Annotated in this window: 8 protein-coding genes; all 8 read right to left on the bottom strand. The window is 71.1% G+C overall.

From position 1 onward, the window contains the following. Window positions 1–1,593 carry an alpha/beta fold hydrolase gene (locus ACIA73_RS12950; RefSeq protein WP_399438477.1) on the bottom strand — a complete coding sequence of 531 codons (1,593 nt, stop codon included), beginning with the start codon at window positions 1,591–1,593 and terminating at the stop codon, window positions 1–3. A gap of 166 nt (window positions 1,594–1,759) precedes the next feature. After that, entirely contained in the window at window positions 1,760–2,965 is a 1,206-nt protein-coding gene (locus ACIA73_RS12945; RefSeq protein WP_399438476.1) for a DNA polymerase III subunit delta', read from the bottom strand. Between the two features lie 207 nt (window positions 2,966–3,172). Further along, window positions 3,173–6,421 (bottom strand): dTMP kinase, encoded by a 3,249-nt coding sequence (tmk, locus tag ACIA73_RS12940; RefSeq protein WP_399438475.1) that lies wholly within the window; start codon window positions 6,419–6,421, stop codon window positions 3,173–3,175. Between the two features lie 275 nt (window positions 6,422–6,696). Beyond that, a complete protein-coding gene (gene topA / locus ACIA73_RS12935) occupies window positions 6,697–9,531 on the bottom strand; it encodes a type I DNA topoisomerase (protein ID WP_399438474.1) in 2,835 nt (944 codons plus the stop codon). A 397-nt stretch (window positions 9,532–9,928) separates the two neighbouring features. Next, the gene (locus tag ACIA73_RS12930; protein WP_399438473.1) at window positions 9,929–10,135 is read right to left on the bottom strand and encodes a hypothetical protein; all 207 of its coding nucleotides are present in this window, start codon (window positions 10,133–10,135) and stop codon (window positions 9,929–9,931) included. A 329-nt stretch (window positions 10,136–10,464) separates the two neighbouring features. Further along, window positions 10,465–12,069 carry a methyltransferase gene (locus ACIA73_RS12925; protein ID WP_399438471.1) on the bottom strand — a complete coding sequence of 535 codons (1,605 nt, stop codon included), beginning with the start codon at window positions 12,067–12,069 and terminating at the stop codon, window positions 10,465–10,467. Window positions 12,070–12,279: 210 nt separating this feature from the next. Next, entirely contained in the window at window positions 12,280–12,804 is a 525-nt protein-coding gene (locus tag ACIA73_RS12920) for a small secreted protein (protein ID WP_399438469.1), read from the bottom strand. 212 nt (window positions 12,805–13,016) lie between these two features. Then, window positions 13,017–15,443, bottom strand: a complete 2,427-nt coding sequence (locus ACIA73_RS12915; RefSeq protein ID WP_399438467.1) for a sodium-translocating pyrophosphatase — start codon at window positions 15,441–15,443, stop codon at window positions 13,017–13,019. Window positions 15,444–15,565: the final 122 nt, after the last annotated feature.

The raw sequence follows: 15,565 nt of genomic DNA, 5'->3' as shown, positions 1-15,565 counted from the left end.
TCAGGAGCACTGCTTGCCGGTCGGCGGAGGGGTGCCTTCCAGGAGGTAGGTGTTGAGGGCGGTGTCGATGCAGTCGCTGCCCCGGTTGTACGCCGTGTGGCCGTCGCCGTCGTAGGTGAGGAGGGTGCCGGTGGCGAGCTGGGCGGCGAGGGACTTGGCCCACTTGTAGGGGGTGGCGGGGTCTCGGGTGGTGCCGACGACGACGATCGGGGCGGCGCCCTTGGCTTCGATGCGGTGGGATTTGCCGGTGGCGGGAAGGGGCCAGGAGCCGCAGTTCAGGGAGGCCCAGGCGAGGCCTTCACCGAAGACCGGGGAGGCCTTTTCGAAGGCGGGGAGGGCGGAACGGACGTCCTCGGGGGTGGCGAAGGCCGGGGGGAGGTCCAGGCAGTTCACGGCGGTGTTGGCGTACATGAGGTTGGCATAGCGGCCGTTGGAGTCGCGCTCGTAATAGGTGTCGGCGAGGGCGAGGAGGGGGGCGCCGTCGCCGCTCCGGGCGGCCTTGATCCCGGTGCGGAGCTGGGGCCAGGCGGCCTCGTCGTACATGGCGGCGATGGCACCGGTGGTGGCGAGGGCCTCACCGAGGGGGCGGTTCTTGTCGCCGGAGGGAGCGGGGCGCGCGTCGAGGGAGGTGAAGAGGGCTTTCAGGCGGGTGCCGGCCTGGGCGGGGGTACCGGTGCCGAGGGGGCAGTCCTGTTGCTTGACGCAGTCGGCGGCGAAGGACTGGAAGGCGGTCTCGAAACCGGCGGTCTGGTCGCGGTTCATCTCGCGGGACGGGAGGGAGGGGTCCATGGCGCCGTCCAGGACCAGACGGCCGGTGCGGTCGGGGAAGAGTTCGGCGTAGGTGGCGCCGAGGAAGGTGCCGTAGGAGGCGCCGACGTAGTGGAGCTTCTTGTCGCCGAGGACCTCGCGGAGCAGGTCCATGTCGCGGGCCGCCTCGACGGTGGAGACGTGGGGGAGCACGCGGGCGGAGCGCTTCTCGCAGCCTGCGGAGAACTTCTTGTAGGCGGTGGTGAGGGTGGCGACCTCGGCGGCGTCGTCGGGGGTCTGGTCGACCTGGGTGTGGGCGTCCATCTCGGGGCCGGTGAGGCACTCGACGGGCTCGCTGCGGGCGACGCCGCGGGGGTCCATGGCGACCATGTCGTAGCGGGCGCGGACCGGGGCGGGGTAGCCGAGGGCGGCGAACGCCTGGAGGTAGCCGATCGCGGAACCGCCGGGTCCGCCCGGGTTGACCTGGAGCGATCCGATGCGCGGGCCGGGGCCGGTGGCCTTCTTGCGGGCGACGGCGAGTTTGATGTCGCCCTTTCCGCCGTTGCCGGTGCCGGGCTTGGCGTAGTCGAGGGGCGCCTTCATGCTCGCGCACTCGAAACCGGGGACGCCGCACTCCTTCCAGGACAGCTTCTGGGAGTAGTACGGGGCGAGGGCGGCCCGGCTCGCGACCCCGCCCGCCCCCTGGGTGTCGCCCCCGGTGGCCGGCGACACGGCCCGGTTCGGCTCCGCCGACGTACCGGAAGAACAGCCTGAGGAGCCTCCCACCAGCAGTCCGGTAGCGGCGAAGAGGGTCGCGGAGGTACGGAGGAGGCGCCTGGTATCCATGCCCGGAGCGTAGTGGGACGGTGACGTGGAGTGCATGTCAGGTGCGCGTAGCTGCTCGTACGAGTGAGGCGGTCAACCTGGGGTGCCGGGGTGAGTGCAGGGGTGACTGGCTGGGCGGGTGGCTCTGCGGAGGGGGAGGGGGAGGAGGAGTCGCCGAGGGTCCTGGTCAGCCCGTGCGCAGGGATACCGCCATGGCTTCGACGGCGAGGAGGGGGGCGACGTTGCGGTCGAGGGCCTGGCGGCAGGCGATGATCGATTCGATGCGGCGCAGGGTGCGTTCGGGGGTGGAGTCCCGGGCGATGCGATCGAGGGAGTCGCGTACGTCCTCGTTGGCGAGGGCGACCGAGGAGCCGAGCTGGAGGGCGAGTACGTCGCGGTAGAAGCCGGTCAGGTCGGTGAGGGCGAGGTCGAGGCTGTCGCGCTGGGTGCGGGTGGAGCGGCGCTTCTGACGGTCGGCCAGTTCCTTCATCGCGCCGGCGGTGCCGCGCGGCATGCGGCCCCCTGAGGAGGCACCAAGGGCGGCCTTGAGGTCTTCCGTTTCCTTCTCGTCGACTTCCTCGGCGACCTGTTTGGCGTCCTCGCCGGCGGCGTCGACCAGTTCCTGGGCGGCCTTGAGGCAGCCGCCGATGTCGTCGGTGCGCAGGGGGAGACGGAGGACGGCGGCGCGGCGCTTGCGGGCGCGCTCGTCGGTGGCGAGGCGGCGGGCGCGGCCGATGTGGCCCTGGGTGGCGCGGGCCGCGGTCATGGCCGCTTCGGGGTCGATGCCGTCGCGGCGGACCAGGACCTCGGCGACGGCGGTGACGGAGGGGGTGGAGAGGGTGAGATGGCGGCAGCGGGAGCGGATGGTGGGGAGGACGTCTTCGAGGGAGGGAGCGCAGAGGAGCCAGACGGTGCGGGGGGCGGGCTCCTCAACGGCCTTCAGGAGGACGTTTCCGGCACCTTCGGTGAGGCGGTCGGCGTCTTCGAGGACGATGACCTGCCAGCGGCCGACGGCTGGGGAGAGCTGGGCACGGCGGACCAGGTCGCGGGTCTCCTTGACGCCGATGGACAGGAGGTCGGTGCGGACGATCTCGACGTCGGCGTGGGTGCCGACGAGGGCGGTGTGACAGCCGTCGCAGAAGCCGCAGCCGGGGGCGCCGCCGAGGGCGCGGTCCGGGCTGACGCACTGGAGGGCTGCGGCGAAGGCGCGGGCGGCGGTGGAGCGGCCGGAGCCGGGGGGGCCGGTGAAGAGCCAGGCGTGGGTCATCTTCGAGGCGTCGGGGCTCTGCTCACCGGCGGTCTGGAGGGTGACCTGGGTGTCGGCGTCCTTGGCCGCGCCGGACAGTTGCTCCTGGACTCGGTCCTGTCCGACCAGGTCGTCCCATACGGTCATGCGGTGCCCTTTCGGCGTCTGCCGGTGTCGCTGGTTTCCATTGTGCGGGAGGGGACTGACAACGGACCCGGGCCCCTGGAAGCCGCGGCCGCGCGGTGGTAGCCGCACAGGGACACAGCCCCGGCCCCCTGGGGAGGCCGCCAGGAGTGGCAGGGTCCGCCCGGTGACACAGCCCTGCCCCCCCGGGAGGGGGGCAGGGCTGGGTCGTCAGGACCTTCGGTTGCCCCGGTGGCCGCCGCCGTCCGCGTCGTCCGGGCCTCCCAGCAGTTCGTCCGCCAGTGACGGCAAGTCGTCCAGGGGGGTCTCCTCCGCCCAGTCCGAACGGCGGCGCGGACGTTCCGGCTGGAGGTTGTCCGGATCGAACTGGGGCAGTTCGCGGGTCCGGTCATTGCCGTCGCCGGTGCTTCGGGGCCCGCTCTCCCCAGCGGCCTCGTCACGGAAGTACCCCGGCGGAACGCGGTCCGCCGTATCACCGGCCCCCGCCTGCCCGGGACGTACCGCCGGAATGACCGACGTCTCGTCCTCCGCACCACGCGGCGACGCCGGCCGCCCCGGACGTACCGGAGGAAGCACCGAGGTCTCGTCGGTCGCGCCTGCCGGAGCCTGCTGCCCGGGACGCACCGCCGGAATCACCGACGTCTCGTCGGTCGCGCCCGGTGGGGACTGGGGGAGGACCGTTGTCTCCTCCATGTCGGAGGGGGCGGGCGGAGGGGTGTCTTCCGGCTTGGTCAGGTTCAGGCGGGCGACCGGGGTCTGGAGGGTGGTCTCGCTGTCGGACTCCGGCTTCCGCACTGCGGAGGCGCGGGATCCGGAAGCAACGCCGGCCGAAGCGACGGCGGCCGAAGCCGCGGACGCGGAAGCCGCCGCAGCCGAGGCCGCGTTCGCCGCCTCCGCCGCGCGGCGGGCCTCCTCGGCGCGGAGCAGGGCCTCCTCCGCCTTGCGCTGCTTCTCGCGGCGGCGCTCCTCGGCCTCGGCACGGAGCCGGGACTCCTCCTCGGCCTGCTTGCGGAGGCGTTCCTGTTCGACGGCGCGGGCCTTGGCCTCGGCCTCGCGGCGTACCCGCTCCTCCTCGGCGAGACGGCGGGCCTCCTCGGCGCGCTGCCTGGCCTCCTCCGCCTGGCGTTCCTCCTCGCGGCGCCGCGCCTCCTCGATCTCGCGGCGCTTGCGCTCCTCCTCCTCGGCACGGAGGCGGGCGAGCTGTTCCTGCCGCTCGCGCTCGATCCGCTCCTCCTCGGCCTTGCGCGCGGCCTCCTCCTCGGCGAGGCGCCGTGCCTCTTCCTCGGCGGCCTTGCGGGCGGCCGCCGCGGCGGCGATCTCCTGCTCGGACATGGGGAGCATCTGGTCGAGCCGATGCCGTACGACGGTGGAGACAGCCTCCGGCTCCTGACCCGCGTCAACGACGAGGTAGCGGCTGGCATCGGCCGCGGCGAGGGTGAGGAATCCGGCCCTGACACGGGCGTGGAACTCCGGAGGCTCCGATTCCAGCCGGTCCGGCGCCTCGGTGAAACGCTCCCGCGCGGTCTCCGGCGAGACATCCAGCAGAACGGTCAGCTGCGGTACGAGGCCGTGGGTGGCCCACCGCGACATCCGCGCGATCTCGGTCGGGGCCAGGTCGCGCCCGGCGCCCTGGTACGCGACGGACGAGTCGATGTAGCGGTCGGTGATGACGACAGCGCCGCGCTCCAGGGCCGGACGTACGACGGAATCGACGTGCTCGGCACGGTCGGCGGCGTACAGCAGCGCCTCGGCACGGTTGGACAGACCCGCACTCGACACATCGAGGAGGATCGAGCGCAGCCGCTTGCCGATCGGCGTCGCACCCGGCTCACGCGTCACTACGACCTCATGGCCCTTGGCCCTTATCCAGTCGGCGAGCGCCTTGGCCTGGGTGGACTTTCCGGCACCGTCGCCGCCTTCCAGGGCGATGAAGAACCCGGTCGCTGACGGCGCCTGCTCGGGCTCGCCGCCGCGGAACGCCTCGCGCAGATCACGGCGCAGCGGTACGCCCTGACGGTCGTCCGCCTTGGCCAGTACGAGCGCGGCGACGGGCAGCAGCAGGGCTCCGACCAGCATCAGCGTGTATCCGGCGCCACCGCCCTGGACGAAGACGAAGCTGCCGCCCTGGAGTCGGTGGAAGCCGATCGCGGCGGCCAGCAGGGGGCCGGCGATCAGGCCGACGGCGGCGGTGAGACGTACCACCGCCTGAAGGTGTTCGGTGGTGCGGGCCCGGCGGTAGTCCTCGGTTTCGAGGTCGAGGAGAGTGTGCCCGGTGCTGGCGGCGACGCCCGCCGCGACGCCCGCGAGGAGGGCGAGCAGCAGCACGGTGGTGGTGTCCGGGACCAGGCCCATGGCCAGCAGCGCGATACCGGTGACGGTGATCGCGAGGGCCAGCAGGCGGCGGCGCGACAGGGTGGGCAGGACCTTGGCGGCGCTGCGGATACCGAGCGCGGTACCGGCCGTCAGGCCGAGTACCAGCAGGGCGAAGATCGCGGCGCCGCGTCCGAGGTCGTCCGCGTGCAGGACCGAGACGGCCCCGGCGGCGGCGATCGCGCCGGTCACCGCGGCGCAGGAGAGGACCAGAAGCGGAATGGCTCCGGTACGTCCCTTGTCGGGGCCGTTCCCGGTGCTCGGGCGGCGCAGTCCCTCAAGCGGGGAGCGCGGACGCGGCGTGTGCGCGTCGGGAAGTTCGAGGAGTACGAGGGTGGAAACGGAGGCCGCGAAGAGCCCGGCCGCCACATAGGAGCCGAGGGCTGCCTGGTGGCGCGAGAACCAGTCGAGACCGACTCCGAGCAGCCGCCCGACGAGGGTGGCGAGCAGGAGGGTGGCGGCCGCGACGGGGATGGCCGCGAAGTTGGTACGGAGGGTCAGGCGGCGCAGCGCCCCGAGGTGATCCGGAAGCGGACGTACCGCATCGCCTTCCAGCGGCGCGGTCGGCAGCAGGGACGGCGCGGCACTCTCGTGCGCCACCGCCCAGAACCGTTCGGCGACCCCCAGTACGAACACGCTGACCAGCAGCATCGCGGTCGCCTTGGCCGGCAGCCAGACCACCCACAGCGGGGCCACCACCAGCACCGCGAGCCGCACCCCGTCGGCGGCGAGCATCGCCCACCGCCGGTCCAGCGGCCCGCCGGGCGCCACCAGCGCGGACATCGGTCCGAGCAGTACGGCGCCGAAGAGGAGGGTGGCGAGCAGGCGCGCGCCGAAGACCGCGGCGACGACGAGGGCGGCGCCGCGATAGTCCCCGCCGAAGACCTCTCGGGGGCCCGCGGCCTCCAGGGTCAGCAGGAGAAGGACAAGGAGGGCGAGAGCATCCCCGATGCCGCCGACGAGCTGTGCGCTCCACAGTCGCCGGAGCGGCTGATGGCGCAGAAGAGCCTTGACGGCCCGCTCGCGGGAGTCTGCGGCTAGTGCGTCGGAGGTGGGGCTCACGACCGTTGGCTGCTCGGCTCGCGTCATCCCGCCAGCCTATCCGGCCGAAGGGGGATGCATGCGGGGGTGTCCGAACGTATGCACGGCCGCCCCCGGTAGCCCCCTTGGGCGGCGGGGCCCGGGGGGGGCGGACCGGGCGGGCAAGGGGGCGGCCCCCTCCACGGAGTCGCACCCACCGTCGCCGGCCCACCCGGACCCCGACTCCGTACCCACGGCAGAGGCCCCACTTCCCACAGAGGGAAGCGAGGCCCGAGCCACCCCGGCCGGTCAACGGCCGGTCATCACACCTGTCTACCCGGCTACTACTCGGCCGCCTCCGCGGAAGCCGCCGTCGCCGCCTTCTTCGCCGGCGCCTTCTTGGCCACCGCCTTCTTCGCCGTCGAAGCCGTCGTCTTCTTCGCGGCCGTCTTCTTGGCCACCGTCTTCTTCGCGGTCGCCTTCTTCGCCGGTGCCTTCTTCGCCGCCTTCTTCGCGGTCTTCTTGGCCGGGCCCTTGGCGCGCTTCTCGGCCAGCAGCTCGTAGCCGCGCTCCGGAGTGATCTCCTCCACACTGTCGCCGGACCGCAGCGTCGCATTGGTCTCGCCGTCGGTGACGTACGCGCCGAAGCGGCCGTCCTTCACCACTACCGGCTTCTCGCTGACCGGGTCCGTGCCGAGCTCCTTCAGCGGCGGCTTGGCGGCGGCCCGCCCGCGCTGCTTGGGCTGGGCGTAGATCGCGAGGGCCTCGTCCACCGTGATGGAGAAGAGCTGGTCCTCGGTCTCCAGGGAGCGCGAGTCGGTGCCCTTCTTCAGGTACGGGCCGTAGCGGCCGTTCTGCGCGGTGATCTCCACGCCCTCGGCGTCCGTGCCCACCACTCGCGGCAGCGACATCAGCTTCAGGGCGTCGGCCAGGGTGACCGTGTCCAGGGACATCGACTTGAAGAGGGAAGCGGTACGCGGCTTGACCGCGTTCTTGCCGGTCTTCGGGGTGCCCTCGGGCAGGATCTCCGTGACGTACGGGCCGTAGCGCCCGTCCTTGGCGACGATCTGCCGGCCCGTCTCCGGGTCGGCGCCCAGCTCGAAGTCACCGCTCGGCTTGGCGAGCAGCTCCTCCGCGTACTCCACCGTCAGCTCGTCCGGAGCCATGTCGTCCGGTACGTCGGCGCGCTGGTGGTTCTCCGCGTCCTTCTCACCGCGCTCGACGTAAGGCCCGTAACGGCCGACCCGCAGCACGATCCCGTCGCCGACGGGGAAGGAGGAGATCTCCCGGGCGTCGATGGCGCCGAGGTCGGTCACCAGTTCCTTGAGGCCGCCGAGGTGGTCCCCGTCGCCGTTGCCCGCGTCGGAGGCGACGCCCGTGGCCTCGCCCTCGCCGAAGTAGAACCGCCGCAGCCACGGCACGGACTGCGCCTCGCCCCGCGCGATGCGGTCGAGGTCGTCCTCCATCCGGGCGGTGAAGTCGTAGTCGACGAGCCGGCCGAAGTGCTTCTCCAGCAGGTTGACCACGGCGAACGACAGGAACGACGGGACGAGCGCGGTGCCCTTCTTGAAGACGTAGCCGCGGTCCAGGATGGTGCCGATGATCGAGGCGTACGTCGACGGGCGGCCGATCTCGCGCTCTTCCAGCTCCTTGACCAGCGAGGCCTCGGTGTAGCGGGCCGGCGGCTTGGTGGCGTGGCCGTCGACGGTGATCTCCTCGGCACCCAGCGCGTCGCCCTCGGCGACCTGCGGCAGCCGGCGCTCGCGGTCGTCCAGCTCCGCGTTCGGGTCGTCGGCGCCTTCGACGTACGCCTTCATGAAGCCGTGGAAGGTGATCGTCTTGCCGGAGGCCGAGAACTCGGCGACCCGGCCGTCGGACGCCGTGCCCGCGATCTTCACGGTGACCGAGTTACCGACCGCGTCCTTCATCTGGGAGGCGACGGTCCGCTTCCAGATCAGCTCGTAGAGCCGGAACTGGTCGCCGGTCAGACCGGTCTCGGCCGGAGTGCGGAAACGATCACCCGAGGGGCGGATCGCCTCGTGCGCCTCCTGCGCGTTCTTGACCTTCCCGGCGTACGTGCGCGGCTTGTCCGGCAGGTAGTTGGCGCCGTAGAGCTGCGTCACCTGGGCACGCGCGGCCTGCACCGCGGTGTCCGAAAGCGTGGTGGAGTCCGTACGCATATAGGTGATGAAGCCGTTCTCGTACAGCTTCTGGGCCACCTGCATGGTCGACTTCGCGCCGAAACCGAGCTTGCGGGACGCCTCCTGCTGGAGGGTCGTCGTACGGAAGGGGGCGTACGGCGAGCGGCGGTACGGCTTGGACTCGACCGAGCGCACGGCGAAGGTGGAGTCGGCGAGCGCCGCGGCCAGGGCGCGGGCGTTCACCTCGTCGAGGTGCTGGACGTCGCTCTTCAGTTGTCCGGCCGCGTTGAAGTCGCGGCCCTGGGCGATGCGCCGGCCGTCGACCGTGGTCAGGCGGGCGACCAGGGTGGACGGGTCGGAGGCGTCCCCGGTGCGTCCGGTGGAGAACGTACCGGTGAGGTCCCAGTACTCAGCAGAACGAAAAGCGATGCGCTCGCGTTCCCGGGCGACCACGAGACGTGTCGCGACGGACTGGACGCGGCCCGCCGAGAGCTTCGGCATGACCTTCTTCCACAGGACCGGCGAGACCTCGTAGCCGTAGAGGCGGTCGAGGATGCGGCGGGTCTCCTGGGCGTCGACCATCGGCTTGTTCAGCTCGCGCGGGTTCGACACCGCCTCGCGGATCGCGTCCTTGGTGATCTCGTGAAAGACCATCCGGTGGACCGGGACCTTGGGCTTCAGAACCTCTTGCAGGTGCCACGCGATGGCTTCGCCCTCGCGGTCCTCATCGGTGGCGAGGAAGAGTTCGTCCGACTCGGCCAGCAGGTCCTTGAGCTTCTTGACCTGCGCCTTCTTGTCGGAGTTCACGACGTAGATGGGCTGGAAGTCGTTCTCGACGTCGACCCCGAGGCGGCGCACCTCGCCGGTGTACTTGTCCGGCACCTCGGCGGCGCCGTTGGGGAGGTCGCGGATGTGCCCGACGCTCGCCTCGACTACGTATCCGGGGCCGAGGTAGCCCTTGATCGTCTTCGCCTTGGCAGGAGACTCGACGATGACGAGTCGGCGGCCGCCCTGTGCGGTCTCGCTGGTCGGGGACAACTTGGCTCTTCTCTCCGGTCGACACTCGTTGGTCACAAGCGGTGGTCGGTCCGCGCCGGACACGGGGTGTGCCGACGCGCAACGCTGCGGAGTGTGACGGTACAACCCGCCCCCGTGTCAAACGGCAAAAGCCTGAAAGCCCGCAACGGCCACTTGAGAGACGGTAACCCGACAATCGCCATTCCTGCCGCCCGGACCGACACACCACCCCTTACGGGTCCGGCCGCCCGGGCCCGGCCGGACACCGGGCCCGGGCGGCCGGAGCAGGCTCGCCGACCCGGCGGAACACCGCTGCACCACGGCCTGTCCGACGGCCAGGACGCCTGCCGCTCCCACCGGTCCACGTCCAGGTCACCGGCCCTCCCCGGCACCCCGGCAACACCCCGGTCGGCGGCACTCAGCCGCCGCCGACCGGCGCAACCCTTCCCGGCTCCGCCTTGCCGTCCAGGCGCCCGACCGTGCGGACGACCTTGGTGAAGCCCACCCTCCACTCGTCCTCCGCGCCCCTGCCGAACACGGCCGTCCTGGCGTCGGGCGCCCAGACCGCCTCGTACCTGCTGGCGCAGAGCTTGTGCCGGTCGTCGAACGTCCTCCGGTACGTCATTCCGGCCGGCTACCCCACCACGCCGATCACCCGATCCGTGTGCCGATCCACACAATCCGTCAGCGGGGCGTGATACGCGTCCTTCTGCTCCTCAGCGCCCAGGTGCCGCCACCGATCGCGACCGGCACTGCCCGCCACGGCCGCGCTCACGACGGCCCGGCGCGGCTTGCGACGGGGGGGGTGCCGGGCGCGCGGTGAGTGCCTTACGGGTCGTCGTCCGCGAAACCGCGCGAGCCCGGCGTACCGAAATGCGCCCGGAGTGCACCGGCGCATCCGTCATGGCCGCCTCCCCCACCGGATGATCCCAGTGACTTGGACCCCTGCTTGCGCTACTTCTCCACCGGAACCAGGAACCCCTCCTCCACCATGGCCCGGATCGCCTCCGGCGTACGATCCCGCAACAACACCGCGTCCTCGTCCATCAGTTGGGCGATCGCATCGAGGATCTGCCCGGCGCTCAGCGCACCGTCACAGACCCCGGCGAAGCCCGCGCCGACCGTGTCGACCTTCATCGCCCGCCGCATGCCCCGGTGCTGACGCAGCACCACGTACTCCGGGTCCTCCTCGCCGGGCACCCCGATCTGCTCCTGCACGACCTCCCCGGCCAGCACGAAGTGATCGGCGAGCAGCCCGGCGTCGTCGCGCGAGCGCAGATAGTCCTGGCGCTCGAAGTGCTCCCGGATCACCGCACCGAGCGGCTGCTCGACGGGGTGCGGCCACTCCTCGACGGTCACCGAGGGCTCGCCCACGGCCCCGGCCGGCCGCTTGCGCAACGTAATCCAGCCAAAGCCGACCCCGGTCGTCTTCCGCTCCTCGAACTCGTCCAGCCACGCCCCGTACCGCGCCGCGTACTCGGCGGGATCCGTCCGGTGGTCGCCGCCGTCCCGCAGCCACAACTCGGCGTACTGCGTGATGTCCTGCACCTCGCGCTGCACGATCCACGCGTCGCAGCCCTGCGGCACCCAGGACCGGAGCCGGTCCTTCCAGTCTTCGCCGTCTAGGTGCTGCCAGTTGGCCAGGAACTGGGCGTATCCGCCCTCGTTCAACCGCTCCCCGGCCCCGGAGACCAGCGTGCGGCACAGGTCGTCGCCGCCCATCCCGCCGTCCCGGTAGGTCAGCCGGGCGCCGGGCGAGATCACGAAGGGCGGGTTGGAGACGATCAGGTCGTACGCCGCCGCGCCGACCGGCTCGAACAGCGAGCCCTCCAGCAGCTCGGCCGCCGCCGCCCCGGACAGGGCGAGGGTGAGCCTGGTGAAGGCGAGGGCGCGCGGATTCAGGTCGGTGGCGGTGACCCGTACCGCGTGCTGGGCGGCGTGCAGCGCCTGGATGCCGGAGCCGGTGCCGAGGTCGAGGGCGGACCCGACAGGAGTGCGGACGGTGATTCCGGCGAGTGTGGTGGAAGCGCCGCCGACGCCCAGGACCACGCCTTCCTGGCTGGTACCCGCACCACCGGCGCCGCCGACCGCGCGCCCGAGGTCGGACACGATGAACCAGTCCTGGCCGTCGTCCCCGCCGTACGGCCGCACGTCGACGCTCGCGCGCAGACCGCCACCGGTCGCCCGCAGGCCCTCGCCGGACGCTCCGTCGCCGCCCGCCGTCCCAGCGGTCACCGTGGCGGCCACCGTGTCGGCCACCAGCCATCCGTCGGCCAGGCACATCTCCACCGGCAGTACGGCCGCGACCCGCTCGGCGGGCACGGTCTCGCGCAGCAGGAACAGCCGGACCAGCGTCGCCGCCGGACTGTCCCCCCGGGTCGCCCGCAGCGCGGGCACACTCTCGCCCCGGGCCAGCGCGCTGTAGGCGGGCGCGCCGAGCAGATCGAGCAGCCCGTCGGCGGTGAAGGCCGCGGCGAGCAGGGCGTCGCGCAGACGGCCCGCGTGCTCGGGGGTGGGCAGGGACTCGGGCAGGGGCGCGGAAAGGCTGGTCTGGCTCACCCGGCCATTGTCACCGCTGCCACTGACAATCGCGGTACCGCCGGGTCAGCAGGTGGGGCACGGGGACAGGCGGGGTCCCGGGACAACGCCACCCTCGTCCCGGCCCAGGCCCTTTCCCGGCACCCGCGTCCCGGCCCAGGGGCCTCTCCCGGCCCCGGAAATCCGGGCCCCCGGACCTCTCCCGGTCCCAGGGGCCCCGTACCGCTGCCGCTACTGCGTCTTGCCGGCGTTCGACGGGCAGAAGACCCGCTGGTTGGTGACCTTGGTGGCCTTGCCGAGGTCCGCGCCCAGCTTGTCCAGGCCCTTGGAGAACTTGCCCAGGTCCTTGGTGTCCAGCGCGTCGGACTGCTTCTTCAGCTCGGTGAAGGCGGTGATCCCCTTCTCCAGGTCCTGGATCATCCGCTTGTGGCTGGCCGCACCGTCCTTGACCGGCGGCGCACCCGCCGCACGGAGAGCGGTGATCCACTCCTTGTCGGCGTCCACCATCTGCTGGATCGCCGCGGAGTCGGCCTTCTTGATGTCCTCCGGCTCACCGTCCGCCGTCGTGTCGGCGATGGTCTTGTCGGCCTTCTGCCGCTTGTCCAGGGACGCCTTCTCCTTGGGGCAGTAGGACTTCGACCAGGCCTCCGCCTCCTTCTGAGCCTTCTCCTCGGGGCTGTCCCCACAGGCCGTCAGCGTGGTCATCATCACCAGTACCGCACCGCCGGACAGTGCGGCTGCAAGCTTCTTGTTCACCGGATTGGTCCCTTCAAGGTTCTCGGCCCCGGAACATACACGCCAAGCGGCCCGTCCCCTTGCGCCGGTCATCCGGTTTACCAGGCATTGAAGCCATTTGCACCAAAAGAGAGCCGGGTCACGTGCCCCGGCTCGCGCCCCCGCGCAAACGGACGGCCGACGCGTCAACACCCGTCGGCCGTCCGCCTTTCGACCTGCGCGTACGTGATCGTCTACGGCATCGGCCGCACCCCCGCGTTCGAGGTCACGGGCGGCTTGACCTGCTTCGGAACCCCACCGGAGTTGCCTTCGTCACCCATCACGATGCCGCGCCTCTTGGAGATGTACACCGCGACGACGATCACACCGAAGGCGATCACGGCGACCACGGCCCGTACCCACGGATTCGCGTCCACGCCGAAGCTGAACTGCACCACGGCGGGCGCGATCAGCAGCGCCACCAGGTTCATCACCTTCAGCAGCGGGTTGATGGCGGGCCCGGCGGTGTCCTTGAACGGGTCACCGACGGTGTCCCCGATCACGGTCGCGGCATGCGCCTCGCTGCCCTTGCCGCCGTGGTGCCCGTCCTCGACCAGCTTCTTGGCGTTGTCCCAGGCCCCGCCCGAGTTCGCGAGGAAGACGGCCATCAGCGTGCCCGTCCCGATCGCGCCCGCCAGATACGCGCCGAGCGCTCCGACACCGAAGGTGAAGCCGACCGCGATCGGCGCCATCACCGCGAGCAGACCCGGCGTCGCCAGCTCCCGCAGCGCGTCCTTGGTGCAGATGTCGACGACCCGCCCGTACTCCGGCTTCTCGGTGTAATCCATGATCCCGGGGTGCTCCCGGAACTGCCTTCGCACCTCGTGGACCACGGCTCCGGCCGACCGCGACACCGCGTTGATCGCCAGCCCCGAGAAGAGGAAGACGACCGCGGCACCCAGCATCAGCCCGACGAGATTGTTGGGCTGCGAGATGTCCATCACGATGTTGACCGGCGCACCTTCGCCGCCGGTCACGATTCCCGCCTCCTTGGCCGCCCGGAAGATCGCGTCCCGGTACGAACCGAAGAGCGCGGCCGCCGCGAGTACGGCGGTGGCGATCGCGATGCCCTTGGTGATGGCCTTGGTGGTGTTGCCCACCGCGTCCAGGTCGGTGAGCACCTGGGCGCCCGCGCCGGTCACGTCGCCGGACATCTCGGCGATGCCCTGCGCGTTGTCGGAGACCGGTCCGAAGGTGTCCATCGCGACGATGACCCCGACGGTGGTGAGCAGCCCGGTCCCGGCCAGCGCGACCGCGAAGAGGGCCAGGATGATCGACGTACCGCCGAGCAGGAAGGCCCCGTACACACCGAGCCCGATCAGCAGCGCCGTGTAGACGGCGGACTCCAGGCCGATGGAGATGCCGGCCAGCACCACGGTCGCCGGTCCGGTCAGCGACGACTTGCCGATGTCGCGGACGGGCCGCCGGGTGGTCTCGGTGAAGTACCCGGTCAGCTGCTGGATGAGGGCGGCCAGCACGATCCCGATGGCGACGGCGACCAGCGCCAGCATCCGCGGATCCCCGCTGTGCCCGAGCACCGCCTTGTCCGCGACGCCTTCCAGCTCCGCGTACGACGACGGCAGGTGTACGAAGACGGCCACGGCGACCAGCACCAGCGAGATCACCGCGGAGATGAAGAATCCCCGGTTGATCGCGGACATGCCACTGCGGTCGCTGCGCCGGGGTGCGACGGCGAAGATCCCGATCATGGCGGTGACCACCCCGATCGCGGGGACGATCAGCGGGAACGCCAGACCCGCGTCGCCGAAGGCGGCCATGCCCAGGATCAGTGCGGCCACCAGGGTCACGGCGTACGACTCGAAGAGGTCGGCCGCCATGCCCGCGCAGTCGCCGACGTTGTCGCCCACGTTGTCGGCGATGGTGGCGGCATTGCGCGGATCGTCTTCCGGAATGCCTTGTTCCACCTTGCCGACCAGGTCGGCGCCGACGTCGGCGGCCTTGGTGAAGATGCCGCCGCCGACCCTCATGAACATCGCGATGAGGGCCGCGCCCAGCCCGAAGCCCTCCAGGACCTTCGGCGCGTGCTCGGCGTACACGAGGACGACGACGGCCGCTCCCAGCAGGCCGAGACCCACCGTGATCATGCCGACGACGCCGCCCGTACGAAAAGCGATCTTCATCGCTTTGTGCGAAACAGTCGTCAGATCCTTTTCCGGCTCCCCCTCCACAGGAGTCGCTTCCCGCGCAGCCGCCGCAACCCGCACATTACTTCGTACGGCGAGACGCATACCTATGTATCCGGTCGCCGCCGAGAACAGCGCGCCGACGAGGAAGAACAGTGAACGCCCTATCCGTTGCGAGGTGTTGTCGGCCGGAAGCAGCAACAGCAGAAAGACCACGACCACCGCGAAGATCCCCAGAGTGCGCAACTGCCGGGTCAGATAGGCATTTGCGCCTTCCTGTACGGCGGCGGCGATCTCCTTCATGGAGTCGGTGCCCTCGTCGGCCGCCAGCACCTGACGTACCAGCAGCTGGGCGACGATCAACGCGGCGATCGCGACGGCCGCGATGACGATCACGATGAGCCGGTTGTCGTCGGTGAGTGACACCGCCAGATTGAAGAAGTGTTCGGACTGTGGGGAGTTGAGAAGTCCCGCCATTCGTCCTCCTTGATGCAGAGCTCAAGATGTGGACGGATTGTAGGTAGCGGAAGCTGATCTCAACAGAGTGCCGTTTACTGGATCACTGGGATTGATCGCTCCGAATGTCGCGCCAATGATCG

The organism is Streptomyces sp. NPDC051561, assembly GCF_044454195.1.
GTDB lineage: Bacteria > Actinomycetota > Actinomycetes > Streptomycetales > Streptomycetaceae > Streptomyces.
This window is presented reverse-complemented; position numbering and strand designations above follow the sequence as displayed.